Annotated in this window: 23 protein-coding genes and 2 tRNA genes; 9 read left to right on the forward strand and 16 right to left on the reverse strand. The window is 32.5% G+C overall.

All coding sequences use genetic code 11. The features are described from left to right. Positions 1-6 precede the first annotated feature (6 nt). The 3 genes from IEU88_RS09355 (at position 7) to IEU88_RS09360 (ending at position 1,593) form a co-directional block, all read left to right on the forward strand. Entirely contained in the window at positions 7-219 is a 213-nt protein-coding gene (locus IEU88_RS09355; protein WP_103373397.1) for a TM2 domain-containing protein, read from the forward strand. 110 nt (positions 220-329) lie between these two features. Continuing rightward, positions 330-419 (forward strand): SAR1012 family small protein, encoded by a 90-nt coding sequence (locus IEU88_RS13770; protein WP_249776154.1) that lies wholly within the window; start codon positions 330-332, stop codon positions 417-419. 550 nt (positions 420-969) lie between these two features. After that, complete coding sequence (locus IEU88_RS09360; protein ID WP_103373396.1) at positions 970-1,593, forward strand: DUF4352 domain-containing protein; 624 nt, start codon at positions 970-972, stop codon at positions 1,591-1,593. Between the two features lie 260 nt (positions 1,594-1,853). Here the strand turns inward: IEU88_RS09360 and IEU88_RS09365 are convergent. The 3 genes from IEU88_RS09365 to IEU88_RS09375 form a co-directional block, all read right to left on the reverse strand. Then, positions 1,854-1,942: transfer RNA gene (locus IEU88_RS09365), tRNA-Ser, on the reverse strand. Positions 1,943-1,944: 2 nt separating this feature from the next. Next, a tRNA-Asn gene (locus IEU88_RS09370) sits at positions 1,945-2,019 on the reverse strand. 155 nt (positions 2,020-2,174) lie between these two features. Then, positions 2,175-2,738, reverse strand: a complete 564-nt coding sequence (locus tag IEU88_RS09375; protein WP_096810450.1) for a competence protein ComK — start codon at positions 2,736-2,738, stop codon at positions 2,175-2,177. Positions 2,739-2,989: 251 nt separating this feature from the next. Between IEU88_RS09375 and IEU88_RS09380 the strand changes: the two genes are divergently transcribed. After that, the gene (locus IEU88_RS09380) at positions 2,990-3,208 is read left to right on the forward strand and encodes an IDEAL domain-containing protein (RefSeq protein WP_096810451.1); all 219 of its coding nucleotides are present in this window, start codon (positions 2,990-2,992) and stop codon (positions 3,206-3,208) included. An 84-nt stretch (positions 3,209-3,292) separates the two neighbouring features. Here the strand turns inward: IEU88_RS09380 and lplA are convergent, their stop codons facing one another. Further along, a complete protein-coding gene (gene lplA / locus IEU88_RS09385; protein WP_115359575.1) occupies positions 3,293-4,282 on the reverse strand; it encodes a lipoate--protein ligase in 990 nt (329 codons plus the stop codon). Between the two features lie 197 nt (positions 4,283-4,479). Here lplA and IEU88_RS09390 point away from each other — a divergent pair, with 197 nt between their 5' ends. Further along, positions 4,480-4,665, forward strand: a complete 186-nt coding sequence (locus IEU88_RS09390) for a YkvS family protein (protein WP_002508073.1) — start codon at positions 4,480-4,482, stop codon at positions 4,663-4,665. Positions 4,666-4,669: 4 nt separating this feature from the next. Further along, entirely contained in the window at positions 4,670-5,272 is a 603-nt protein-coding gene (locus tag IEU88_RS09395; RefSeq protein WP_096810453.1) for a CPBP family glutamic-type intramembrane protease, read from the forward strand. 166 nt (positions 5,273-5,438) lie between these two features. On the opposite strand, the gene IEU88_RS09400 is transcribed toward IEU88_RS09395, so the two are convergent. The 7 genes from IEU88_RS09400 to IEU88_RS09430 form a co-directional block, all read right to left on the reverse strand. Continuing rightward, on the reverse strand, positions 5,439-6,947 hold the full coding sequence (locus IEU88_RS09400; protein WP_096810454.1) for a bifunctional metallophosphatase/5'-nucleotidase: 1,509 nt from the start codon (positions 6,945-6,947) through the stop codon (positions 5,439-5,441). Positions 6,948-7,157: 210 nt separating this feature from the next. After that, positions 7,158-8,516 carry a TrkH family potassium uptake protein gene (locus IEU88_RS09405; RefSeq protein ID WP_103373095.1) on the reverse strand — a complete coding sequence of 453 codons (1,359 nt, stop codon included), beginning with the start codon at positions 8,514-8,516 and terminating at the stop codon, positions 7,158-7,160. An 18-nt stretch (positions 8,517-8,534) separates the two neighbouring features. Beyond that, complete coding sequence (locus tag IEU88_RS09410; RefSeq protein ID WP_103373096.1) at positions 8,535-10,295, reverse strand: S1C family serine protease; 1,761 nt, start codon at positions 10,293-10,295, stop codon at positions 8,535-8,537. A gap of 406 nt (positions 10,296-10,701) precedes the next feature. After that, on the reverse strand, positions 10,702-11,499 hold the full coding sequence (locus IEU88_RS09415) for a TerC family protein (protein WP_096810457.1): 798 nt from the start codon (positions 11,497-11,499) through the stop codon (positions 10,702-10,704). A 365-nt stretch (positions 11,500-11,864) separates the two neighbouring features. Beyond that, entirely contained in the window at positions 11,865-13,427 is a 1,563-nt protein-coding gene (locus IEU88_RS09420) for a peptide chain release factor 3 (protein ID WP_096810458.1), read from the reverse strand. 12 nt (positions 13,428-13,439) lie between these two features. Then, complete coding sequence (locus tag IEU88_RS09425; protein ID WP_103373097.1) at positions 13,440-13,679, reverse strand: YueH family protein; 240 nt, start codon at positions 13,677-13,679, stop codon at positions 13,440-13,442. Continuing rightward, entirely contained in the window at positions 13,669-15,153 is a 1,485-nt protein-coding gene (locus IEU88_RS09430) for a UDP-N-acetylmuramoyl-L-alanyl-D-glutamate--L-lysine ligase (RefSeq protein ID WP_103373098.1), read from the reverse strand. Before IEU88_RS09430 ends, IEU88_RS09425 begins: the two co-directional genes overlap by 11 nt. Before the next feature lie 352 nt (positions 15,154-15,505). On the opposite strand from IEU88_RS09430, the gene IEU88_RS09435 reads away from it, so the two are divergent. Continuing rightward, complete coding sequence (locus IEU88_RS09435; RefSeq protein ID WP_096810460.1) at positions 15,506-16,681, forward strand: diglucosyl diacylglycerol synthase; 1,176 nt, start codon at positions 15,506-15,508, stop codon at positions 16,679-16,681. Continuing rightward, positions 16,659-17,861 (forward strand): lipoteichoic acid biosynthesis MFS flippase LtaA, encoded by a 1,203-nt coding sequence (gene ltaA / locus IEU88_RS09440; protein WP_170006930.1) that lies wholly within the window; start codon positions 16,659-16,661, stop codon positions 17,859-17,861. Before IEU88_RS09435 ends, ltaA begins: the two co-directional genes overlap by 23 nt. A gap of 129 nt (positions 17,862-17,990) precedes the next feature. Here ltaA and IEU88_RS09445 read toward each other — a convergent pair whose 3' ends face one another. From IEU88_RS09445 to IEU88_RS09455, 3 genes are all read right to left on the reverse strand, one after another. Further along, positions 17,991-18,500: a YjcG family protein gene (locus IEU88_RS09445; RefSeq protein WP_096810462.1), complete on the reverse strand. Its 510-nt coding sequence runs from the start codon at positions 18,498-18,500 to the stop codon at positions 17,991-17,993. A gap of 85 nt (positions 18,501-18,585) precedes the next feature. Continuing rightward, complete coding sequence (locus tag IEU88_RS09450) at positions 18,586-19,332, reverse strand: esterase family protein (protein ID WP_103373482.1); 747 nt, start codon at positions 19,330-19,332, stop codon at positions 18,586-18,588. A gap of 99 nt (positions 19,333-19,431) precedes the next feature. After that, positions 19,432-21,003, reverse strand: a complete 1,572-nt coding sequence (locus IEU88_RS09455) for an alanine/glycine:cation symporter family protein (protein WP_096810464.1) — start codon at positions 21,001-21,003, stop codon at positions 19,432-19,434. 333 nt (positions 21,004-21,336) lie between these two features. Between IEU88_RS09455 and cozEa the strand changes: the two genes are divergently transcribed. Then, positions 21,337-22,422: a lipoteichoic acid biosynthesis protein CozEa gene (gene cozEa / locus IEU88_RS09460; RefSeq protein WP_103373248.1), complete on the forward strand. Its 1,086-nt coding sequence runs from the start codon at positions 21,337-21,339 to the stop codon at positions 22,420-22,422. Between the two features lie 848 nt (positions 22,423-23,270). Here cozEa and fabI read toward each other — a convergent pair. Together fabI and IEU88_RS09470 are read right to left on the reverse strand one after the other, a co-directional pair. Further along, positions 23,271-24,041: an enoyl-ACP reductase FabI gene (gene fabI, locus IEU88_RS09465; RefSeq protein WP_096810466.1), complete on the reverse strand. Its 771-nt coding sequence runs from the start codon at positions 24,039-24,041 to the stop codon at positions 23,271-23,273. Between the two features lie 216 nt (positions 24,042-24,257). Beyond that, positions 24,258-26,096 (reverse strand): monovalent cation:proton antiporter family protein, encoded by a 1,839-nt coding sequence (locus IEU88_RS09470; RefSeq protein WP_096810467.1) that lies wholly within the window; start codon positions 26,094-26,096, stop codon positions 24,258-24,260. Position 26,097: the final 1 nt, after the last annotated feature.

Below are 26,097 nucleotides of genomic sequence, written 5' to 3' on the forward strand. Positions count from 1 at the left end.
ATACTAATGAAAGTAAATAAAGTTATATATGTTGTACTCGCGTTTTTGTTAGGCTGGTGTGGTATACACAAATTTTATTCAAATCAATTACTACAAGGTATTATTCATTTAATATTTTTCTGGACTGGCATCCCTTACATTATCGCTATAATTAGCGGTATGCTAACGATTTTCTTCAACAAAGCAGATGAAAACGGTCTAATCACGCTTGAAAAGTAACCCGCATTTAACTTTCTAAAAAATTCCCTATCTTTATTTACACTGTCTTAAACAGGGTATAGTAGTTGTATATAAATGAGTGATTTTTTATTGGCTAGGAGGTTAAACTTATGAACATTATTAAACGCATTTTTAGAACCCTTATTGTAGGCTATATTGTTAAAGGAATTAGAAATTTAATCAAAAATAAATCAAAATAAATTTACGAAATAAATTGCACGAAACTTCAAGAACAAATGTAGGCAACCGCTTATACCCTGTTGGCATAATCAATATGGGTACGAGCGGTTGTTTTACGTATAGTCAGAGAAATAATCTTTCTATAATTGAATTTTTCAAACTTGGTTTTAATTATCTACGAGCATATTCGGAGTCAATTTAAATGCCACATTGCAATCTTGGATTAAAAGTGAAATTCTCAGTCTTAGAATTAACCATTTCTTTCTAACATATCATTAAGGCCTTTCAGCAAAATGTATATAATTTAAAATCAATTTAACAATACTTTGATTCTTCTGTAAAGTATAATTTCAAGACATTACGCTATTAGAGAATGAAATATAAATTATATTTATATGATGGTAGTTATTAATTAAACAACCTTTTCAATTTTATGTATATTAAACCCAATATTGTGTAAATGTTAAATAATATATTGCTATGCATACTACAAATAATTATTTATTTTTCGTATAATAATATTAATGTGTTTTTATAGCATAAATTTATTATTTGGGAGGAAATGACATAATGGCAAAGGAACAAAACGATATTTCTTTGGAAGAGCAATTAGCAAGGCAGCAGCAACAGTTTGAACAGTACAAAGAGGAGCAGAAGAAAGGCAAGAAAAAGAAATGGTTTTGGGGCTGTGGCGGTTGTCTAGTTTTCATAATTATTATGGGTATTATTTTTGCTGCATGTTCAGCAACCATGGTAAATGAAGTAGATAAAAATGTTAATGAAGAAAATACCTTAGATAAAGATGATGATACTGAAATCAAACATGTTGGAGATACTGTTAAAGTAAAAGATGTAGAATTCACTTTAAATGATGCATATTACACTGATGAAAGAAACGAATTTGCTGACGAAGATATTGAAGCAGATAAAATTTTAAAAGTTGATATGACAGTTAAAAATAATAGCGGTGACGATATCCCAGTTGGTGGAGATGTAAAAGTTTACACCGATGGAAAACAAGCTAAATCTTACCCTGTCGATGATGAGTTACTTGATGGCTTGTCGCCTGGAAGAAGTATAGACGGATCATCTGGATTCGCTATTAATGGCAACCCAGAAAAAATAGAATTAGAATATGAACAATTTTTAGATTTATCTAATGAAAAAGTTATTTTTGAATTAGACCCTAAATAGTTTTAAAAAGGCAGTCTTTACTGCCTTTTTTATTATTTAGTATATATGGTCGAGGTGCAGCACATCTAAGAAATACATAAAATATCTCTTTTAATAAAAATAATAGAAAAGCTTAACAATACAGAAAAATTTAAGATCTAAAATGAGTAAATTTAAAAACATCCAAATAGAGAATTTTAGACAAAATAAAAAGAACGCTGATATATCAACGTTCTTAAGGCATTCTGTAAAATAGAATTTTAAAGAATTTTGCGTTATTACGGAAACGGAGGGATTCGAACCCTCGCGCCGCTCTCGCGACCTACACCCTTAGCAGGGGCGCCTCTTCAGCCAACTTGAGTACGTTTCCAATGGCTCCACAGGTAGGACTCGAACCTACGACCGATCGGTTAACAGCCGATAGCTCTACCACTGAGCTACTGTGGATTAATTTGTATCTCTAATCAAGCACAAATATTATTATATCAATTAATAACAAATTTTCAAGTACTATTGCAAAAAAATATGCAGAACATTTACACTAAATTAATATAATATTCCGCATATCCTAATTTTACATTAATAATTTAAATAATTCTTAACTATTTGCTTTCAAACAAAGAGTATTTAGCTAATGCTTCGTATATATTAAGTTGTGGTTTCGTATAATCTATTGGAGATTCCGGATCAAAAGTTGCAACCCTAGCTGCTCTGTCCATCATATAATAATAATAAATACCATTTAAATATTGATGATGCATGCTATGTGCTGAAATACTGACAATGATAGACTGATTATCAACAAAGTTAACTCTACATTTTTTATCTTTTAATGATCTAATACTTTGAACATAATGGATGTTAATCCATGTATTTTGTGTTTTTCTATCAGAATGAGTTGGAAAAAAATAAGTGGGAAATAATGGAGTAAATAGAATTGGGGGTTTACTGCTAATACCAGTGATCCGAATGGTGTCTTCTTTCTTAAACACATAACTACTACCATAAAATCTACAGGAACGATCAATAATTTTATGTGTACGTTCTTTAATCACATCTTCATCTTCTTTATACCTTAGTACGCGCGTTCCTTCATATTGTCCAATAGCTAGATGGCAAGGTTGTAATGCCATATCACCTTTTTTAATAATGTACGGTTGATTCATAGTTGTGACCTCCTTGCAAAATTTGGTGATACTCAAATAATATACCAACACCAATTTAAAATCAACTTATATTATAAAATATTTTATAAATTTTCTGCAATTAAATTTTAGGTGCGAAACTTTTTCTATTTTTAAATTACTGAAAGTTGCATTTTACACTAATTTTTCCAGAAAAGTCAGAATATTCGTTGATTTAGGATTCAAAACCTTGTATACTGTACGTAAATATAGATAGAGAGGTTGTGTTTTCAATGAAACATAATACACATGTGAAATACAATACATTAGAGTCTTTTGTATCAACAATTAACGACTTAGGTATTGAATTAATCATTGACGAATCATTAAGGAATGTACGTAAACAGCAACTAGAAAATCTGATAGATAACGCTCTTAAAAATAAAAACGAGAATGATTTCAAACGTTATACTGAAGAATACAAAAATTTGGAGGAATATCTCGTTGGCTAATTTATTAGAAGTTCATTTAAATTAAGGTCTATTCACTAATTATTTAAAGTTAGAGAATAGACCTTTTTTCGATGTTGTATTTATTTATGACATTAATCTAATCAGTTCGTGTCGGTCAATATCACCGAAATAATGGAAAATATCATAATCTGCTAATGCTTCTTCAATACTGTCAAAATCATGTAATGTGCCTTCTAAAGCGTGTTCTAATTCAGTAACATCCCCCACGCCAAAGAAATCACCAAAAATTTTAGCATGTTCGATTCTACCTTTTTTAACATCTAATTTAATTTGTACAAAACCTTTTTCAAATTTTTCTTCTCGTTCGAAATTATATTTCGGGTTTCGACCATAATTCCATTCCCAAGTTCGATATTTCTCATTGCTTAACTTCTCAATATTCTCCCAATCTTTATCCGAGAGTTTATATTCTTCAACTTGCTTAGCTTCACCGAATATCGTTTTTAAAATAATTTCTTTAAATGTATCAATATCTAACGATTCTTCTAAAAACTCTGAAATGTTTGCCACACGGCTTCTTACAGATTTAATGCCTTTAGATTTAATTTTAGCTGGGTTTACTCTTAAAGCATTTTGAACTTCGTTAAGCTCGCTATTCAACATTAATGTACCGTGGCTAAACATTCTATCTTTTACTTTGACCATTGCATTGCCTGATATTTTGGCGTTACCAACTTGAATATCGTTTCTACCACTCATTTCAGCATCTAAACCAAGAGATTTTAAAGCTTCTACAATAGGTTCAGTGAATTTTTTAAAATTATGAAAACTATTACCGTCATCATCGGTTATAAAACTAAAATTTAAATTACCCGTATCATGGTACACTGCGCCCCCGCCAGAGATACGTCTTACTACATCTATACCGTGTTCATCAATATACGGTTGATTAACTTCTTCAATTGTATTTTGATTTTTACCAATAATAATTGAAGGTCGATTTATATAAAAAAGAAAATAACTGTCATCATTCGGCATATTTTTTAAAATATATTCTTCCATTGCCAAATTTAAAGTGGGATCGGTAATATTATGATTACTTATAAATTTCATTTACTGCACTCCTTTTCCTCAATATACCCTTACCTTATTTATGCAATACTTTTATAAAAAATGCCAATCATTTAACTGATTTTCTCAATATTTTTCAAAAAAAGAAGGATAACAATATATTTAATGGTTATTTGTTTATTTGTCTTAAGATTTTTTGTATAATACTATCTAGTTAGCATTTCTAGGGAGGACTAAAAATGACTGTTGCAGAAGTGGGAAATATAGTAGAATTTTATGACGGTTTAAAAGGCCGCGTAGAAAAAATTAATGATAATTCAGTAATTGTAGACCTAACAATTATGGAAAATTTTAATGATCTAGACTTGCCTGAAAAAACTGTCATCAATCACAAACGATATACAATCGTCGAACAAGAAGGATAGTTATATGAATAGAATTTCAAACGCGTTAATCTGGTTTATCATAAGCTTTATCGTATTCCACATTATTTTGTATATTATGTGGGGCGAAAAGCAAGAATATTGGTACCTTTATACAGGCATTATGCTTATAGCAGGTATTAGCTATATATTTTACCAAAGAGATATTGAATCTAAAAGGTTATTAACTTCTCTTGGTATGGGTATAATTACAGGTATCGTACTTATAATTATACAGCTTATTATAGCAGCAATCTCGCCAGATATTAAATACGCTTCACTGATTAAAGAATTAACTCGTACGGGTGTATACTTTAAATGGCAGATGTTAGTTACTCTATTATTTGTGATACCATGTCATGAACTTTATATGAGAACTGTACTACAAAAAGAATTACTAAAATTAAATATTCCTATGTGGTTAAGTGTATTAATAACAGCAATCTGTTCTGCTTCATTATTTTTCTATTTAGATAAAATGTGGATTGTTTTCTTCGTATTTATAGTTCAATTAGTACTTTCATTAAGCTATTATTATACACGTAGAATTGCTACGACTGTAATAGCACAAATTGTTGCAGTTGTTATTCTATTAATATTCCATGGCTAATCCAACTTGGATAATCAAGTCTATTAATAATGATGTAGAGGAGCCTTAGACATTTTGAAATGTTTAAGGCTCCTCTTATTTTATTCATGTATTACTTTTTATTAAAAGTTTTGGATATTTCCCTTTATTTCATAACGCGTTGTCTATTAACAAAACATTTCACATATCAAAGTTTCACATCGAATGTTTGCTTTTGCTGTATTTGATAATCATTATTTTTTAAATTTCTAGCGATTAATTCTACCATGGTAATTTCATCTGTTTCATGGATTACTGCATTTTCTAGATATTGTTTGTAATTCCTATAGCAGTAATCAGTCATACTAACACGGTACATATGCTCTAATTTTATATTTTTTAACGTCACGCGGTTAAATGGTTCGGCATTCATATCGATAGTATAATCGACCCCTTGCCAAAAAGTACATAGCGTTTCATCTACAATTGTTAAACTTAGTTCACCGTGACTGAATTCAATGTGAGAATAACAATATTCTAATATAGCTTGAATTTGTTGGCCTTTCATTGTTAAATCAACTGGTACATCAGGATGTGGATACGCATTGAATAAATCTTCATTTGTGATAATGCCATTGAGCCCTTTTTCACCACTTGTAGGTAAATGAACACAAGATATATCATAGTCATACGCCAAACGAATACTATCATGTAATAGCTGCGTAAATGGATGCGGTTTAGTAATCACATCTCCTAATCCATTGACCGATGCTGATACTGCCTTTTCGTTGATTACCTCTTCACTCCAGTGACAAACTGCTTTTCTATCATAAAATGTTAAATCTAATAAAGCTGCATCTTCTGGATAATCATTCAAATCCACAATTTTGGAATTTACATCTTCTAGTTCATATGAATTTGTACGTTTCTTAAAATTAATCATTACATGAATCAGCTGTTCGGCATTCTGCCCTGCTTGAACGTAAAGCGTTTGATCATCCCTACCAATAAATGTTTGATGTTGATGTCCAGTTATCAATAAATCAATAACACCTAAAGTTTGCATAATTTTTTCTGCTTCATTCACATGTTGCTCTCGCTCATTAGATGTTTTATTAAGTTGATTAAGTCCGCCATGATAAATAACAACTAAAAAGTCAGGCATTTCAGTTTCGTGAATAAATCGAATCCATCGCTTAGAAGAACGTAATGTTTTTTCAATACGTACATCGTTTTCCATCTCAAAATGTTCACGTTCCATCAATCCATCTGAAGTTAAACCCACAATTGCAATCTTAACGCCTTCTATTTCTTTAATTGTATATGGCGTGGAGAAGTATGGTTCTTTCGTACGTTTATATTCAATATTTGCAGATAGCCATGGGAATCTAGATAATGATACGGCTCTTGAAAAGAATGACAAGCCAAATTTAAATTCATTTGGACTAATACCACTTGCGTCATACTGCATGGCGTTCATTAATTTAATCATGGGATGACGCTTATAAGGTGCAACAATAGCGTAATAAAATGCTGCTAATGAGCCGGCTAAACTACCGCCACTATCTAATAAAATGACATGGTCATTCGTTTCTCTTACATCTTTAACATAGGAGCCTGCTCTATAAATATTTGAATTATTTTCACCGCTTTGAAAATAACTATGCATATCGGAAGTAGTAATGATATCTATTGCAATTTTTTCACTTTTTTTCATACGCCTCTCCCCTCATTAACACTAGTCTAACACGTTTCTAAAATAGCTTGAAATAATAATGCTAGAATTTTTTCAAGTTATATATAGCAGTTTAATTTTCAATTTAGTCCACAATATAAAAGCGCCAATACATCAATGATGAGATGTACTGGCGCTGATCATTATACAAACTGACACAATCCACTTTGCTCTTTAAAATAATTTTTATAATTAGCCGATTTGTATACGTTCTTTAGGATAATGAAATTTATCAGGTTCTCTACGTCCACCGATCATAATAATAAAACTAATTAAACCAACGCGTCCGATTAACATTAATAGCATTAACACACCTTTGGTCATATCATTAACATCATCTGTGATACCCAAAGACAGTCCGCAGGTTCCAAACGCTGACATAACCTCAAAAAACGCTTGTAAAAATGATACTTTACCATTTTCTACAACGAGTATAAATATCATGCTCGCGAATGTCAGTATACTAGCCATGATAAATACAGCAAAGGAACGCTGAACATCTGTGATATGAATTTCGCGATTAAAGGCTTTGATAGATGTTTTTTCTGGTTGATTACTAAAGTTTAATAAAAACAATATTAAAATAGCAAAGGTCGTAGTTCGAATACCACCGCCAACCGAGCTTGGTGAAGATCCTATAAACATTAGGATACCCATCACTATATTAGTACCTTCACCAAATCCACTTACATCCAATGTCTGTAAACCAGCACTTCTTGTTGTTGCTGATTGAAATAATGCGTAAAATAATGACTTATGCCAACTCATATTTTGAAATGCTTGATTATGTTCTAATAATAATATGATTAATACACCAAAAATAAATAACGCAAAATAAGTTACCGTTGTAATCTTGGCAAATAATGAAAATCTAAAATTTGGTATTCTATTTTTAATATACGCTTTCACTTCTAATAGGACTGGAAAGCCTATGGAACCTAACATAATTAAAAACATTACTATTGTTTGCACAAAATAGTCATTTGCATACGGTATGAGTGATTGCCCAGTAATATCAAGTCCACCGTTTGTTGTTGCAGATACGGATACAAACATACCTTGCATAATTGCATATTGAATATCTGGCGTATCTCTGTAAAAATAAAATGCTAATAACGATGCACCCACAAGTTCTATGATTAAAATTGTACGAACGATATCTAAAATCAATTTTACAGTTCCACTCATTGTATGTTTATTATTATCTAGCATAATTAATTGACGCTCACGCATACCAATATGTTTACCTAATACAACCCACAACATGGTACCGATAGCCATAACACCAATGCCGCCCATATTGAGTATAATCATTATAATAATCTGACCGAATGTCGTGTATGTATCGATTATATTAACAGGTGATAAGCCTGTTACACTCACGCCAGATACCGCAACAAACAATGAATCAATTGGGTCAACCGTTATATTGGATTTATGTACAAAAGGCAAATTAAGCATTAAAAATGCTACAATAATCGCCACTATATAATACATCACAATCCCTTGTTGAGGACTTGATTTTTTTAACAATTGATTGAAAATGGACAACGTTTCATCACCTCAACGTTATTTCAGTTTAATCTTAATATCCTTTTCTTTGCCATCTCTATATATTTTGGCTGGCAATGTTTTCAAATCATCTTTATGGCTAAAAATAATTTGTCTATATCTAAGATTATCTTCTAATTCTTTACCATCTAATTCTACTATGACATCATTTTTTTGCAACCCAGATTTTTCAGCTAATGAATCTTTTTTTACTTCCCCTATAAATACACCTTTATTTACATCATCAGGTAGATTAATGGATTGTTTTGTCGAGTCATTAATGTCGCCTATATTGGCAATTGTGATACCCGTATTAGGATATTTAACTTCACCTTTATCTTCTAGTTGCTTAGCAATACTTTCAGCATCATTAATAGGAATCGCAAAGGCTATACCTTCCACATTGTCCATGTCTATTTTCAGAGACGCTATGCCGACCAATTTACTCTCTCTATCAATAACTGCGCCACCAGAATTACCTGGGTTGACTGGTGCATCCATTTGAAAAGCACTCATCAATACATCATATTGATTGTCTTTGTCAATATCAACTGGAATATGTCGATTTAGTCCTGAAACAATGCCATTTGATATACTGCCTTTAAAATCTACACCTAATGGATTTCCAACTACTATAATAGGTTCTCCTAACACTAATTTACTAGAATCTCCCATTTTAATTGGTTTAACGTCACTATCTGATTTAACTTTGGCTTTAACCACAGCGATATCTGAGTATTTATCTGCTCCAATCACCTTCCCAATTGAATAATCATCGTTGCCATATGTAATCTTTTGCTCTTTTTTATCTCCAACAACATGTGCGTTCGTCATAATAAAAATAGAGTCGCCCACTTTTTTGTAGACGACACCTGAACCTAATTCATTCTCTTTTCCTGCTTCTTGTGTCTCTTTTTCAGCAGAGGTTGTATCATTACTTGTGTCATTTTCAACAGTTACTACGGAATGAATTGCGTTATTTGCACTTTTCATTGTTGTTGTGTATGTTTTGTCTGTATCTTGAGTATCATTGAAAGCATTGTGATTTGAACTGCCATTATCATCAACATTTTTAAATATTGCTTGTATTAATATTAATAGCACAATAATTGCAACAACGATTAAAATTTTAGCCCAATGCTCAATAAAAAACGTCCTTACCTTTTCTGTAGTACGTTGTTCACCTTTAGTTTCAGTTTCTGATTTAGATTGATGCAGTTGCTCTGATTCCTCTAATTTTGGGTTATGAGGTTGAGTCTTATTTTCATCATCATTTAAATAATGATCAACTCTAGACTGTTGTGCATTTTCTGAATAAAAGTGCTCCTCTTGTTCTTTTTTTAGCTGTGTATCTTGTATGTTCGGTTCATCTTGATTCAAACCACTGCCTTGATTATCAACGGTAAGTTTTGATGGCTGTTTATCTGTTGCATGTTTATCCTCGTTGTCAATTTGCTTTGATGCTTCATTAAATGTATCATCTAAAGGGATTTGCTGATCAGTGGTTTCTCCTTGTGAATATGTTGAATTACGCGCAGCAGCAGTTGCTTGTTGTTGCTGAATTTCTTCTTGTGTAAGTTTTTCTATGCGTGCCTTTCTCAGGTTTTCTTTAACACGTTCTTCATTGTTTTTAGCAAGAATTTCAGCTCTTTCTTCACGCTGTTTTCTAGCTTTACGCTCTTGTTGGACACGCTGCTCCCGTTCCTCATTATGAAAATATTCGCGTCGCTTACGACCGTATTTCCCTTTTGGGATGACATGTTTTTTATTTTGCGTCACAATAATCCCCCCTAATACTTCTTTATTATAACTATATTATGACATATCATATATCATTTTTCTGCTCTATTTTGTCATATAAAAATAGCATACTACAGATTATAGACCCTTGTAACAAAAAATTCTAATTTTACTACATATATGTGATAAGAAAAACTACCGTTCTATTTTTCTTTATAGATGCATGATATTAAAAATGGCTGACCTCATAAATGATATGAAATCAGCCTTGCTAAAAACTTTAATTATTTAATTGTCCACTTGATCAGACACAGTTCCAAATAAATAGCTTCGTATCAAATAAGGTCTTTACCAGTGGTTAACTAAACTAAAATATGCTTAGTATAGATATTCACACCTATTTGATATGACACCCTATTATTGCGTTGTTTACAAGCTAAATATATTATTTATTTTCTTTTTTATTATTTTTGACAGAAGTCAACCAACCAATGATGACAAGTACAATCATAACTGTCCAGAAGATAGATTGCCATGCAATACTATGTGGGAAATGCTCTGGCAATATTTTAATATCAGGATGTGCGAGTACCATAATAACCAATTTAATACCTACCCATCCAACGATAGCAAATGCTGCACCTTCTAAGCCAGGATATTTATTAAGTAAGTTGACAAACCAAGTTGCTGCGAAACGCATAATGATTACACCTAGCATACCGCCTAAGAACATCACAGCAAACTGGCCTAAGTCCATGCCTCCAAAATGTATACCTACAGTAGGTAAAGTAACTGCGATAGCAAGTGCTGCTAACATAGAATCGATTGCAAACGCGATATCCGCAAATTCTACTTTTAACACAGTACCCCAAAATGCTTTTGGACTTGCATGTATTTCTTCTCCAGATTCATCAAAGTGGTGATCGTCTGTACCATCATCTACATGATGCTCTTTCTCTTTAAAGAAGGATATGAGATTTTTAATGGACATGTACAATAGATAAAGTGCGCCTAGCGCTTGTATCCACCAAAAATGTGCGATAATACTTATTAAGAATAAAGAAATGAAACGAAAAATAAACGCACCTAACAAACCATAAAATAAGGCTTTTTTACGTTGCTCTGGTGGCAAATGTTTAACCATAACTGCCATTACAACAGCATTATCTGCTGCTAATAAACCTTCTAAAAATACTAGTACGACAAGCACCCATAAATAAGGTAATATTAAACTCGGATCCATATAGGCCAACTCCTTTAGTTTTTAACATAAAAATAGAGACCTAAGCTAAGTAAATGCTACCCACATCGTCAATGATACAAACATACTAAAATATAATAAAACGTTAGTATGTTTGTAAATTTTTGGTGTTTGTAACATTTATAGCAAAGGTCTCACTCGACAGTATCATTCTGCCCATTTTACCGGAAACATTGCATGTTTCGTAATGACGATAAAATGACTATGTTAAAAAGATATATAAAACAGATATGTTCAAACGATATCGCTACTTCATATATCTCTTTAAAAAAGTTGAATTACTCCCCTCTGACTACAAAGTCATAGGTATTCTATTAATAATATAGTATTATACACAATTAATTACTTTATAACAAACTGTATAATTTAATTTCTGGAAATTTCTCTTCAAACCATCTCGTAGCAAATTCATTTTCAAATAAAAATACATAATTATCATATACGTCTTTGACTAAAATAGAACGCGATGAACTCATGTTATCTTTAATATCTGCTTCGTTTTCAACCCATCTTGCAATTTTTGGACCTACAGGTTCCATTACGACATCTACATTATATTCATTTTTAAGACGATGCTCAAACACTTCGAATTGTAGTTGTCCTACTGCACCAATGAGAATTTGGTTGGTATGCAATGCTTTATAATACTGAATTGCGCCTTCTTGAACTAATTGTTCTATACCTTTATGGAAATGTTTTTGTTTCATCACGTTTTTAGCAGAAACTTTCATAAATAATTCTGGTGTGAATTGTGGTAGTTCTTGGAAACTAAATTTTTGATTTCCTCCTACCAAGGTATCACCAATTTGATAATTACCTGTATCATACAATCCTATAATATCTCCAGCTACTGCATGATTGACTGTCGCTTTATCATCAGCCATAAACGAAGTTGAACGCGTTATTTTTTGTTTCTTTTTCGTACGTTGTAACGTGACGTCCATACCACGTTCAAATGCGCCACTGACTACGCGCATAAACGCAATTCTATCTCTATGCTTTGGATCCATATTCGCTTGTATTTTAAATATAAAGCCTGAAAAATCTTGGTCATATGGACTGACTTCAATGTCTTCTTTAGTTTGTCGTGCGCTTGGCATCGGTGCATGATCAACATAAGCATTCAAGAAATTTTGCACACCAAAGTTGGCTAATGCTGAACCAAAGAATACGGGTGTTAAATCACCTGTGCTTAATGCTTCGTTATCAAAAGTTTCTCCCGCTTCTTCTACAAGCATTAATTCTTCGATTGCTTGTGTAAACGCACTATCATCTTTAATGTGGTGATCTTCTTCTAGTTCATAATCTTCGTTTAAATGAAGCACATTTTGTTCATCTCTGAATGGCTCAATTGTGTGTGTACCGCGGTCAATAACGCCGAAGAAATTTTGTCCCATACCTACTGGCCAATTCATTGGGTAAGTTTCTATTTCTAATGTAGATTCAATTTCATCTAATAATTCAAATGGTTCTTTACCTACTCTATCTAATTTATTGATAAAGGTAAAAATAGGTATGCCTCTCATTTTACAAACTTTAAACAATTTTAAAGTTTGTGGTTCAATACCTTTGGCACAGTCGATAACCATTACTGCGCTATCAACAGCCATTAAGGTTCTGTATGTGTCTTCAGAAAAATCTTCGTGACCAGGGGTATCTAAAATATTGATTTTATAATGATCATAGTCAAATTGCATAACTGAACTTGTAACTGAGATACCACGTTCTTGCTCGACTTTCATCCAGTCACTTGTCGCGAATTTCCCACTTTTTTTACCTTTTACTGTCCCTGCTTCTCTAATTGCACCACCAAATAATAGTAATTTTTCTGTTAAAGTGGTTTTACCAGCATCAGGGTGAGATATAATCGCAAAAGTTTTTCTAGATTCTACTTCTTCCTTTATACTCATTTGTTCTCTCCTTTAATTCTCAAATATCCATTGACCAATAACATCAGCAATCTGTTCTGCTGTTGATTCATCAAGTAACGTAAACAAGTGTATCACAAGTTCCTCCTTGATATCATCTTCATTTAATGAAGATTCAATTTCTATTGACCAATTTAAGTCTGGTATAACGATCAGGTATAACCCATCGCTTTTATTCTCATAAATATAACTACGTATATTGACGCCATCATGTTCTATATATTTAATCTTCAACAGGACCACCACCAAATTTTTTATAAGCAGCTTCTAAACCAATCAAATCATCTCTATGTGGTACTTTTACATGGCCTGGCATAATTTGATAAGGTTCGCGTCCTTTTGAAGCTAATACGACTGTATCTCCAGGGTTAGCAATCTCAATAGCGTGACGAATACCTTCAGCACGATCCTCAAACTCTACATAATTGTTGTGTGTAGCCCCTTTAGCTAATCCTCTAGTTAATTTTTTGGGGTCATCATTGGCCGGATTATCCGGCGTGAATATAACATAATCTGCTCTACATGCAACTCGCCCCATTTCAGGTGTTTTTCCCATATCACGTTCTCCAGCCATACCACATAAGAAAATCAACCGTTGTTTCGCAAATGGTTTCACTGCATCGATCAGCTTATCCATACCGTCTGCGGTATGAGCATAATCAATAATTAAATCAATGGGTAAGGATGAGTCTAATACTTCAAGTCTTCCTTCAACTGGTTCCAAATGCTCAACTGCTTGAATAACTTCTTTGAGTGACGGGCCCTTACTCCAAACTGCAATCATTGCTGCCATAATATTAGATACGTTAAATAACCCAACGTACGGCGATTTCACAGTGAAAGCGCCTTCTGGTGTGTTGAAATCAAAGGTCACCCCTTGTAAAGATTCATTGATATTTTCAGCCATAAATTGCGCTTCATTCTCAATTCCATAAGTAAACACTTCAAACGGCGTTACTGAAGCCAAGTACTCTGAAAAAGTATCATCTTGATTTAACACAACGTATTTTTCTCGTGATAAATCTTCTCCTAGTTGACTGAATAATAATGACTTAGCATGCCCATATGCTTCCATTGTGCCGTGAAAATCCAAATGATCTTGTGTCAAATTTGAAAAGATAGCTACATCAAAATCAACGCCGCTTAAACGTCCCAATGACAAGCCATGACTCGATACTTCTAGTGTCATCGCTGCTGCATCTTTTTCTACTGCTTCATGTATTTTTTTGGTTAAAGAAACTGTTTCTGGTGTAGTATTTGCACCTTTAGACTTCTCTTCATTAACTTGGAAGCCATTTGTACCTAAATAAGCACTACCTTTATTAAGTTTTCTATAAATGTGATGTATCATTGTTGCTATAGAAGTTTTGCCATTTGTTCCGGTAACACCATATGTAGTAAGTTGTTTACTTGGGTAGTTAAACAATACATTTGCAAGTAAACTTGCAACGCGCAATGTATCGGGTACAACGATTTGAGTTACTTCTCCTGCCAATAATTGCTCATGGGTTACTACAATGAGTTCACAGCCTTGATTTACGACATCTTGACAAAATTTATGACTATCAACTGTATAACCTTTAGAAGCAACAAAGATACTTCCTTGTCCAGCAGTACGCGAGTCCGTTGTTATATCAGTAATGTTTCTATCTAATGTTCCAATTACTTGTTTGACCCTTATTTTTTTAAACAACTCATTTGCATTCAACATTAATCGCTCCTTTATTTCCAATACTTCTATTATACACTTTTTCATTCGATTTTATAGAAACTAATATTGCCAATTAATGATTATTTGACTATTATTTCTTTCATGTTTCTTTTTCATGTATATTTATTTAATTTCTTAAATTCAGCTTATTTTGAAATAAAGCGTGGTATTGTGTATATATAGGACAACCTAAATTTACAAAGTATAATTTTTTAAATTAGTATGAATCATTTTCCATACATTTGTAAAATGATATAATCGCTATTCATTGTGTTTTTTCTTTCGCAAGACAATAAAATGCGTTAAACTTAGCATGAGCTAAATTTATACTATTGGAGGGTGACTCAAAATGGTTACTCGTAACAAAAAAATATTGATTATTACTGGTTCTTTTGGTAATGGGCATTTACAGGTTACTCAAAGCGTAGTAAACCAATTCAATGAAATGAATCTAGATAATTTAACAGTTATAGAACATGATTTGTTTTTAGAAGCTCACCCTATTCTGACTTCTATATGTAAAAAGTGGTATATCAATAGCTTTAAGTATTTTAGAAATATGTATAAATCTTTTTACTATAGCAAACCAGATCAAATTGACAAATGTTTCTATAAATATTATGGCTTAAATAAATTAATTAATTTATTACTAAAAGAAAAGCCGGATTTAATTTTGCTTACTTTTCCAACACCAGTTATGTCTGTATTAACTGAACAATTTGATATGAATATTCCAATAGCTACAGTTATGACAGATTATAGATTGCAAAAGAACTGGGTTACACCTCATTCCCAAAAATATTATTTGGCTACCGAGGAATTAAAAGACGAGTTCGCTGCAATAGGAATTCCTAGAAATCAATTAAAAGTCACAGGTATCCCTATTTCTGACAAATTTGAAAAAGATATAGATACAACTTCGTGGTTACGTCAAAATAATTTAAATCCAGAAAAACCTACTATCCTTATGTCAGCAGGTGCATTTGGTGTATCTAAAGGATTTGGACAGATGATTAATGATATTTTAACTAAAAGTCCACATTCACAAGTGGTTATGATTTGTGGTAAAAATAAAGAGTTAAAACGCACATTGGCTAACCAATTTAAAGATTATGATAACGTACTTATTTTAGGTTACACAAAACAAATGAATGAATGGATGGCGTCCAGTCAATTAATGATTACAAAACCTGGAGGCATTACTATCTCAGAGGCACTAACACGCCAAATACCAATGATTTTCTTAGATCCTGCACCAGGACAGGAATTAGAAAATGCTATTTACTTTGAAGAAAAAGGTTACGGTAAAATCGCTTATACACCAAAGGAAGCGATTCAACAGGTCGCATCGTTAACTAATAATTCAACTTCATTAAAAGAGATGACTAAAGCAATGAGTGAATCACGCATCCCCTATTCAACATATAAATTATGCAAAGACTTATTAGAACTTCTAGATCATTCTACTCGATATGAAGAAGTATATGGAAAGGTTCCTTTATATGCAAAGCTCTTCGTTAAATGATATTAACTATAACTCAAATAAAAACTTTATAATTATGTTGATCATTTTATTTTTAATGGAGTTTGCTAGAGGTATGTACGTGCTTAGTTATTTAGCGTTACTTCCGACAGCAACTTCTATTGCGGTAGGTGTTACATCTATCGCTATTTCTATTCACTTTATTGCTGATGCGTCCACAAATTTTGTCATTGGATTTTTACTTAAACGCTTAGGCACCAAGCTTGTGTTAACACTGGGTTTCTTATTAGCTTTTGGTAGCTTATTTTTAGTGATTTGGTTCCCAACATCACCCATTATATTAATCACGAGTGCTATCTTATTAGGTATTGCCGTTAGTCCAATTTGGGTAATTATGCTAGCAAGTGTAGATGAAAAAAATCGCGGTAAGCAAATGGGCTATGTTTATTTCTCGTGGCTTTTAGGTTTATTAGTCGGTATGGTCGGCATGAACTTGATATTTAAAATACATCCAACACAATTCGCTTTTATGATGTCACTCTTCGTACTCATAGCATGGATTTTATATTATTTTGTTAAAATACGGCTTACAAATTACAATACAAGACCTGTTAAACAACAACTAGGCCAAATTGTAAATGTGACTAAACGTCATCTCATCTTGTTCCCAGGTATTTTATTACAAGGTGCATCTATCACAGCCCTAGTACCCATACTACCTACATATGCAACAAAAGTCGTCGGGGTTTCAACCGTTGAATATACAATGGCAATCATTATTGGCGGCATCGGTTGTACAGTCTCTATGCTATTTTTATCTAAAATTATCGATAAAAACGGGACATCTTTTATGTATGGCATTATATTTAGCGGATTTGTCTTATACACTTTAATGATATTTACATTATCTATTATCACAGACATTAAAATCGTTTGGGGTCTTGCGTTATTTATAGGGCTAATGTACGGCATCTTATTACCTGCATGGAATACATTTATGGCGAGTCATATTCATATGGATGAACAAGAAGAGACTTGGGGGGTGTTTAACAGTGTACAAGGGTTTGGATCAATGATTGGTCCACTTGTTGGAGGATTAATCACAGAATTCTCTAAATCAGTTAATAACACTTTCTATTTTTCAGCACTAGTATTTTTATTTTTAGCAATATTTTACGGCATATATTTTGTTAAAAATAAAAACAAACATCAGCATAGCTAATTTAAACAAACCATTCACAAGTAAAAAGGGGTCGCTATCCTTTTAGACATCCTCTAAAAGTTGATAGTGACTCCTTTTTAGTTTCAATATTATATTTTCGGTCATCGAAATATAAGTTCATCTAAAATATTATGCAAAATTGAAATTCTCTAATACTTTCCATTTTTCAGCACTTTCGTCATAATAAACTAAAGAAAGTTGCTCAATTGCTTCTTTATAGTCAATACCCGCTAAGTTCAATTGACCAAAGATGTCTTCGAACTCTTGACTCGTCAAGCCTTGTGCAATTGTAAAATGTGGCACAAATGGATGTTCCGGACGACCATAAAAATCACCACTGTTAAATTGGTTAAATAATTTTTCTAAAGTTTCAGTTTTTGCTACTTTAAAATAAATTACGTTTGTAATTGGCGCAAAGTTAGATGCCTTTGTCGCGTGTACTTCAACAGGTGGTATCCCCTCGATTCTTGATTTGATTGTCTCTTTGACAGCTTCAAGATCACTTTCGTTTATTTTGAAATGTTCTTTAATCGTAATATGTGGCATGATTGTTGCATAATGCGCATCATAACGTTTACGATATGCGTTCACTTCATCTTGAAATGCTTTTGACGGAATTAATGCTAATCCTAAAATCATTTAAATTCCTCCTTTGTTTAACATAACTACATTATATCAAATTTCATAAAAATTCGTTACTTTTAACTAAATTTCCTTCAGATAATCAAAAAGAAATATTATCTGATAAAAAATATTTTAATAAATCATCTAGTAAATTTTTCCACGATTTCCATCTATGTCCGCCTTCGAACTCTGTATAATGGTAGGTAATGCTACTATTTTCAATAATTGTCCTAAGCTGGCGGTTAGGCGTTAAAAAATCTGCGCTTTTACCTGTAGTTGGCAGGGCAAAATCGTCTTCTTCTAACCCAACTGTATGCCAAATTGTCAATTGTTCCTGAAATTGACAACGCTCAATCAATGTTTGTATTACATCATCATGTTGAGGACTTAAAAGGCCGGCTTGACTAAATATTCTTGGATATGATAATGCTGTCATTAACGCTGCACTTCCAGCTAGACTATCACCTAGCACCACCCTACCATTACCTACCTTATAAGTTGGAAACTGAGCATCAATATACGGTAAAATTTCGTTAGCCATAGCTTTCACCGTCAAAGGCGTGCGAATTCCTCGTGGGTGAAATTCAGCTCTCCGTTTTTCAACATCTTCATAGTGAAATCCTACAAAGATAGCTCTTTCTATTTCATTTGCTTCCCATAATTTCTCGTATGTTCTGTGAATTTTCCCAAAACTGAAAAAATCTAAACCATCAAAACAAAAGATAACTTTATATTTAAACAGTTCTGTAAAATCTTTAGGTAAATAAATAGACAATGTTACATCTCTATCTAATATTTTACTAGGAAAATCTATCTTATTTATTCTTCCTGGTTGAAAATGATCCATAAAAAAATGCGCCCCCTCGTAGTCTTAATGACATTGTACCAAGAGACGCATTATTTTAAAATAAATCGATTAAAATCCATCTAATTTCCATATTTAGTTTTAATCATTTATGTTTTCTTTTCTTAAACGTTCCGGGTAATCTTTTAACCAAAATACAGCGTTAGGTACTTCCTCAGGATCTGGTTTATATATTGCTTTTTTACCAGAACCTAATTGTTTTTTCTGCATTTCATAATCTTTTAATGCATTAATGGCAGGCTTGTGTAATAACCAAATCGCAATAATATTAAGCCACGCCATCATTCCTACGCCTAAATCTCCCATTAACCACGCGATATCTGCTGTTTTGACAGCACCGTATACTGTAGCTAAAATCAAGACAATTCTTGTTATATTAATAAATATAAAAGAAGTTCTAAAATTTGCATTTCTTGTTAAATACGCAATATTCGTCTCTGCGATATAGTAATATGCCAAAATAGTAGTAAAAGCAAAGAAAAACAATGCTATAGCTATAAAATAAGAGCCTAATCCAGAGAATGCAGGGTCAAAGTGGTAACTGCCTCCTTGTAACGCTTTATCTATACCTGCCTGTGCATACATTGCTGTACCGGAATAATCTTTATCACCATTAGACATTTCCACAAAAATACCATTATCCTTAATTAAGCTTGCCTTATCACTCGGTGTATTGCCACCGTCAGTTACATTGTAAGTACCTGAAAGTAAAATGATCAGTGCAGTAGCTGTACAAACAAATAATGTGTCTATATAGACTGAGAAAGCTTGAACTAAACCTTGCTTAGCTGGGTGTGAAACTTCAGCTGCTGCTGCTGCGTGTGGTCCAGTCCCTTGGCCCGCTTCATTGGAATAGAGTCCTCTTTTTACACCAATTTCAATCATAGCGCCTACAATGCCACCAAACGCCGCTTCCATCCCAAATGCAGATTTAAATATTAATGCAAAGAGTGCAGGCACTGCTTCAATATTAATGATAATAATAATAACTGCCATTAATATATATATTATTGCCATAAATGGTACCACTGCAGTTGCAGCATTAGCAATCCACTTGATACCGCCAAATATAATTAGTCCAATAATGATTGCTAAGAAAATAGCAATCACCCAAGGATTTAACTGGAATGCATTTTTCATTGAACTAGATATTGCGTTTGATTGAACACCGGGCAACAATAATCCTACTGAAATAACAGTGACAATCGCAAAAATCAAACCATATATTTTCCCTGTTTTCCCCTTAATGCCATATTCAATATAAAAAGCTGGCCCGCCTCGGTACTGACCCTTTTCATCACGTTTATATATTTGGCCAAGTGTAGATTCAATAAACGCACTACTCGCGCCTAGAAAAGACGTAGCCCACATCCAAAATACTGCGCCAGGTCCTCCAATAAATATCGCTGTAGATACACCTACGATATTACCAGTACCTACACGACCGGCTAAAGATAATGCAATTGCTTGAAAACTTGAAATACCTGTTGGTGATTTTTCCCCTTGAAACATCAACCTTATCATTTCTTTAAAATGTCTTACTTGGAAAAATTTCATAAATAGTGAAAATAAAATCCCCGTGATAAGTAAACCGTAAACTAAAGGCTTGCTCCAAACAATGTCATAAAGCCAAGTTAAAAAACCTTCTATCATAACTTATCCCCCTTGTTTAACCATTATAGAAAATGATATTTTTTCATATTATACACATATATTAGGTTCCGCGCAACGCATTTTTTTAGTTATTATTTTCACAATTTATATATTAAGTTATGAAATTTTATAGAAAGTATATTAATAAATATTATATTTATTAAAACGAATACCACACTATTTATTAAAATTTCTTATATATTCATATTATGCGAATCCTTTATTATAAATATATTTTCTACGCGTAGATTCACAATTTTATCTTTTGTTCTATCTTTTTTTAAGATATACTGAATAGTAAATTCAAATAAAGTTTTTAGGAGGAACCGTCCTATGCTTAACAAGGTATGGTTTAGAACAGGAATCGCTTTATTAATCCTGTTTTTACTAGTCAAATTAGTAATGGAAGTACACACTATCTTTACACCTTTTATTATTATTCTTCAATCGGTGTTATTACCATTGTTACTAAGTGGCTTCTTATTTTATATTTGTTTACCTTTTCAAAAAATACTTGAAAAAAATAAAATCCCGCGCTGGGGTAGTATCACAATCATCTTTATAGGATTAATTATAATCATAGGTATTGTTATTGGCGTGTTAGCTCCGTTAATTGCCGAACAAATTGAAAACTTAGTAAATCAAATACCAGCTTTACAACATGAAGCTCAACACATTATAAACTTTGCGTTAGACCAGATGGAAAGATTACCTAATGACGTAACAGATAGAATTAATAAAATGGTTCAGTCTATGAGCGATAGCATCGCTGGCATTCTATCCAACTCGTTAGGATACCTTACATCATTTATTTCTACTTTGTTCTTACTAATAATGGTTCCGTTCTTCTTGATTTATATGTTAAAAGATCATGAACGTTTTATACCTTTTATCGCAAGATTGTTTAAAGGAGATAGAAAAGTATTTACTGTAGAATTATTGAAGGATTTAAATGAAACAGTTAAATCTTATATTCAAGGGCAAGTTACAGTTAGTATTATTCTCGGAATTATTTTATATATTGGTTATTCCATTGTAGGTCTAAATTATACACTTTTACTTGTTATGTTCGCTTGTGTAGCTAATATGATTCCTTTCTTAGGTCCTTGGATGGCTTTTGTTCCTGCAGGGGTCATTGCTATTATACAAAGTCCTACTATATTCATTTGGGTATGTATCATCACACTTGTTGCACAACAACTTGAAGGTAACGTGATTACGCCTAATGTAATGGGTAAATCTCTTAGCATTCATCCATTAACTATTATTGTAGTCATTTTAGCTGCTGGGAATCTAGGTGGATTCGGCCTTATCTTAATAGCTGTACCACTATACGCGGTAATTAAGACTGTAGTTCGCAACGTGTTCCGTTATCGACAAGATATTATCGCTAAAGCAAATAGCGATGTAAAAGAATAAAATAATTGGTAAACATTAACAAAAGCAATATGTAAATCTAATTAATTATAAAAAGTTGCTTGTCTTGCCTATAATAAAAAAGCTAGGATATCAATATCTCTGCCGCCTGATTAAAGAATAAACGTCCATTTCTATTGAAATAATATAGCAATGGACGTTTTACTTGTTTTTATGAAATTTTATCTCGTTGAGCTACTATTTTTCTTACATTGTATGATTTTAGGGCAAATACAAGTTTTTGTTTGTCTTTGTCCCCCACATTGCTCTGAATTTTAAATCATTCTTTTGGTTTGGTTCAATCTTCGTTCCTTTACGTAAATTGTGTTCTAAATTCATCCAACGCGTTATTGTGCCAAATCTGTATCAGTATTTTTAAATTTCTAATGCGGTTTTATCTTTCATAAGTCCATTGCAGCGTAATCTTATGTCTTGTTATAACCATTACCTATCATAAGTTTCCTTGTTAATTTAATTAAGTGGTGTTGATTAAAATGATATGTAAATGTAGTAGAAGTTGCGACATGCCTTCAACCAAAAGCAGTACATTAAAACTACAGGTTCAAGTTAAATCTACGCGAAGCGCGTAAAATAATACAAAGTGTTGTTATAAAATGAGCCCCAAGAAGATACTCTAAGTTAGAAATCTTTTTGGGGCTGAATGTTGGGATTTGTATCCCAAACATGTTCGCTTTTAAATAGTATTTGATAACAAACACAAGATAGCATTCAAACATTGCTACATTAATTTCTATCTTGCATTTTAATAAACATTTAATACGTGAAAATAGTTGAGATACATTGGTATTATAAAGCAATATTATTTTTTATCATATTGGTTTACTCACGAATTATTTAACGATATGATAGCCACTATCTACATGAATATTTTCTCCTGTAACACCGCTTGATAAATCACTTAATAAATATGCTGCTGTTTTACCAACTTCTTCTTGGTCTACATTACGTTTTAATGGCGCACGTTCTTCAATTTCTTTCATAATCGTATTAAATCCACCAACGCCTTTAGCGCTTAGCGTACGGATTGGACCAGCTGAGATTGCATTCACACGAATATTATCTTCACCAAGATCCAATGCTAAATAACGTACATTGGCTTCTAGACTCGCTTTTGCTACGCCCATTACATTGTAATTCTGTACTGCAAATTCGCCACCTAAATAAGTTGTAGCAACGATACTGCCGCCTTCGGGCATAATTTTTTTAGCTTCTCTTGCAACGATTGTTAATGAATATGAGCTAATATCTTGGGCTAATAAGAAACCATCTCGAGATGTGTCTGAAAAACGTCCTCTCAAATCTTCCATATTAGCAAATGCAATTGAATGGTAAACACCATCAATATGCCCCACTTCTTCACCAATTTTGGTAAAACCATCGATTACATCGTCATCGTTTTGCACATCTATTTGGTACATACGTGGCGTTTGTTGATCCAATTGTTCTACAAGTTTTTCCATTTCTTTTCTACTACGATCTTTACGATATGTAAAAACTAATTTCGCACCTAATTTGTCTAATACTTTAGCTACACCAAAACCGATACTACGTTTATTTGCAATACCCATAATGACGAATGTTTTATTTTCTAAATTTAACATGAAAATAACTCCTTTTTTAATTTTCATTTTAAATTGGCTCGAGAATTTATAATCAATACACTAATCATTTTGCTCAATGCCAATTCTAACAAACTTCATTTTAACATTGGTTTCATTATTTAAACAATTTATTTTACTAACTTCTATTTAAATTAAATAGGAGTAGGATTGAAATCATACCTTACTAATACGATTTCGTTGCCCACTCCCTTTATATTAATAATAAAATTCTAGTTCACGTTTTAATTCATCAACATATTCTTTTGAACCTGTCACAATAACTCGGTCTTTATAACGCAATTGTGTATCACCATGAGGTACGATAGATTCATTATTTCTAATAATTCTTACAAAAATAATGTCGCCATCAAATGGGAAATTACGTAATTGAATCTGATCATACTGATGGTTTAACATTGCAATTTCATATAATGATGTTTCCACGTTACTTAAAAGGTTTAGCATATTAGGTGTTTCTATTAAACCTTTCAATAGAATCTTGTTACTCATGAATCCACTAAACACTTCGATACCTTCGCTTTGTAAAGCTTCATCACCTGTACTTGCTTCTAATCTACAAATAACTCGGTTCACACCGTGGTTTTTAGCCATTAATGCAACTTTTCGGTTAATATCATCGTCGTTTGTAGAGCAAACCACGATATCTCTTTCAAATAAACCTAAGCGTTCTAATAAACCTTCTTCATAGTCGGCAATTTCAATCATTGAAATTGCATCGGATAATTTACGTTTATCACTTAAATCATTTCGATAATAAAGCGAAACTTGGTAAAGTTGCGATGTTAAATTTTGAGCGATCGGTATGGTTAATTGGTTTTTACCAATTAAGCTCACTTCAATTTGTCTCGTAGCTTCATCTGGCATTGGGAACATCTTTTTAAATATAATCGGTACAAAAACACATGTTATCACTGCGCTTAAAATTAAAATACCTGATATTTCTGAAGATATTGTACCTAGTTGTTCTGCAATCTTCGCCGAAGCAATCACTAAAGACAATGTAGAAGTTAATAGAAATGCTGAAGAAATCGTTGTTTTCATATCAAACCATCTACGTATATACACCACTGGTATTAATTTAGATATTAAAAATGCTAATATTAAAAATGGAATAATGATTAATAACGATGGTTCTTTTATTAACGTAGGTATATTTAAATCTACACCAACCATTATAAAAAAGATTGGAATAAAGAAGCCATAACCAAATGAATCTAATTTCTCTACCATGTCTTCATCTGGACCTAATAATGAAACGATTACACCAGCTAAGAAGGCACCTAAAATATTTTCTGCACCAACACCTTCTGCTAAAGCAACCAACATAATGATGAGTGCAAATACTGCACGAATACCAATTTGCGTCGTGCCATCCATTAACTTCTGCAAGAATTGCGCTTTTTTAAATATACCACCTAAGAAATAGAAGATAATCGCAAATACAACCAAGCTACCGATTAACCAAAGTGATGTGCCGCCTGAGGCATGTAAAGCACCATATACAGTTAATAATATCATCGTAACTAAGTCAGCTAAAACTGCAACAAGCAAGATAAATTGACCTATAGTCGTACGCATAATATTCATTTCTTTTAAAGTTGGTACAACAACGCCTAATGAAATAGTTGAAATAATAATAACCATAAGCAAGATATCGTCAATTAAACCAAACCATTTGAAAGCATATGCTAGGGCAATTGAGATAATCATGATTAACATAAATACAAAGAGCGCTAATTGTAAATGTCCTGGCTCTTTGCTTTTTTCTTTATCTTTAGTTACGTTTTTTTCTTTTTTAAAGGCTTTAAAATCAATTTCTAGACCACTTAAAAACATTAAGAAAATAAAGCCTAGCGTTGATAAAATATTTAACATCGCATCACGTTCAACAATATCTAAAAATGAATGACCGATGATGATGCCCATTAATATTTCTGCCACAACAACAGGTAAAAACGTAATTCGTAATCTATTTATTAAAATCGGTGTAAAGAACGCTGCCAATACAACGACGACAAGTGATAAAAATTCCATA

It is taken from the genome of Staphylococcus nepalensis, assembly GCF_014635045.1.
Taxonomy (GTDB): domain Bacteria; phylum Bacillota; class Bacilli; order Staphylococcales; family Staphylococcaceae; genus Staphylococcus; species Staphylococcus nepalensis.

Coding starts and splice junctions, on each gene's coding strand:
- IEU88_RS09450 (WP_103373482.1), bottom strand. CDS start 19,332: ATGGATCATTTTCAACCAGGAAGAATAAATAAGATAGATTTTCCTAGT.
- IEU88_RS09400 (WP_096810454.1), bottom strand. CDS start 6,947: ATGAAAAAAAGTGAAAAAATTGCAATAGATATCATTACTACTTCCGAT.
- IEU88_RS09360 (WP_103373396.1), top strand. CDS start 970: ATGGCAAAGGAACAAAACGATATTTCTTTGGAAGAGCAATTAGCAAGG.
- lplA (WP_115359575.1), bottom strand. CDS start 4,282: ATGAAATTTATAAGTAATCATAATATTACCGATCCCACTTTAAATTTG.
- IEU88_RS09375 (WP_096810450.1), bottom strand. CDS start 2,738: ATGAATCAACCGTACATTATTAAAAAAGGTGATATGGCATTACAACCT.
- IEU88_RS09445 (WP_096810462.1), bottom strand. CDS start 18,500: ATGATTTTAGGATTAGCATTAATTCCGTCAAAAGCATTTCAAGATGAA.
- IEU88_RS09415 (WP_096810457.1), bottom strand. CDS start 11,499: ATGGATCCGAGTTTAATATTACCTTATTTATGGGTGCTTGTCGTACTA.
- fabI (WP_096810466.1), bottom strand. CDS start 24,041: ATGTTAAATTTAGAAAATAAAACATTCGTCATTATGGGTATTGCAAAT.
- IEU88_RS09395 (WP_096810453.1), top strand. CDS start 4,670: ATGAATAGAATTTCAAACGCGTTAATCTGGTTTATCATAAGCTTTATC.
- IEU88_RS09390 (WP_002508073.1), top strand. CDS start 4,480: ATGACTGTTGCAGAAGTGGGAAATATAGTAGAATTTTATGACGGTTTA.
- IEU88_RS09420 (WP_096810458.1), bottom strand. CDS start 13,427: ATGAGTATAAAGGAAGAAGTAGAATCTAGAAAAACTTTTGCGATTATA.
- IEU88_RS09435 (WP_096810460.1), top strand. CDS start 15,506: ATGGTTACTCGTAACAAAAAAATATTGATTATTACTGGTTCTTTTGGT.
- cozEa (WP_103373248.1), top strand. CDS start 21,337: ATGCTTAACAAGGTATGGTTTAGAACAGGAATCGCTTTATTAATCCTG.
- IEU88_RS09470 (WP_096810467.1), bottom strand. CDS start 26,096: ATGGAATTTTTATCACTTGTCGTCGTTGTATTGGCAGCGTTCTTTACA.
- IEU88_RS13770 (WP_249776154.1), top strand. CDS start 330: ATGAACATTATTAAACGCATTTTTAGAACCCTTATTGTAGGCTATATT.
- IEU88_RS09455 (WP_096810464.1), bottom strand. CDS start 21,003: ATGATAGAAGGTTTTTTAACTTGGCTTTATGACATTGTTTGGAGCAAG.
- IEU88_RS09380 (WP_096810451.1), top strand. CDS start 2,990: ATGAAACATAATACACATGTGAAATACAATACATTAGAGTCTTTTGTA.
- ltaA (WP_170006930.1), top strand. CDS start 16,659: ATGCAAAGCTCTTCGTTAAATGATATTAACTATAACTCAAATAAAAAC.
- IEU88_RS09355 (WP_103373397.1), top strand. CDS start 7: ATGAAAGTAAATAAAGTTATATATGTTGTACTCGCGTTTTTGTTAGGC.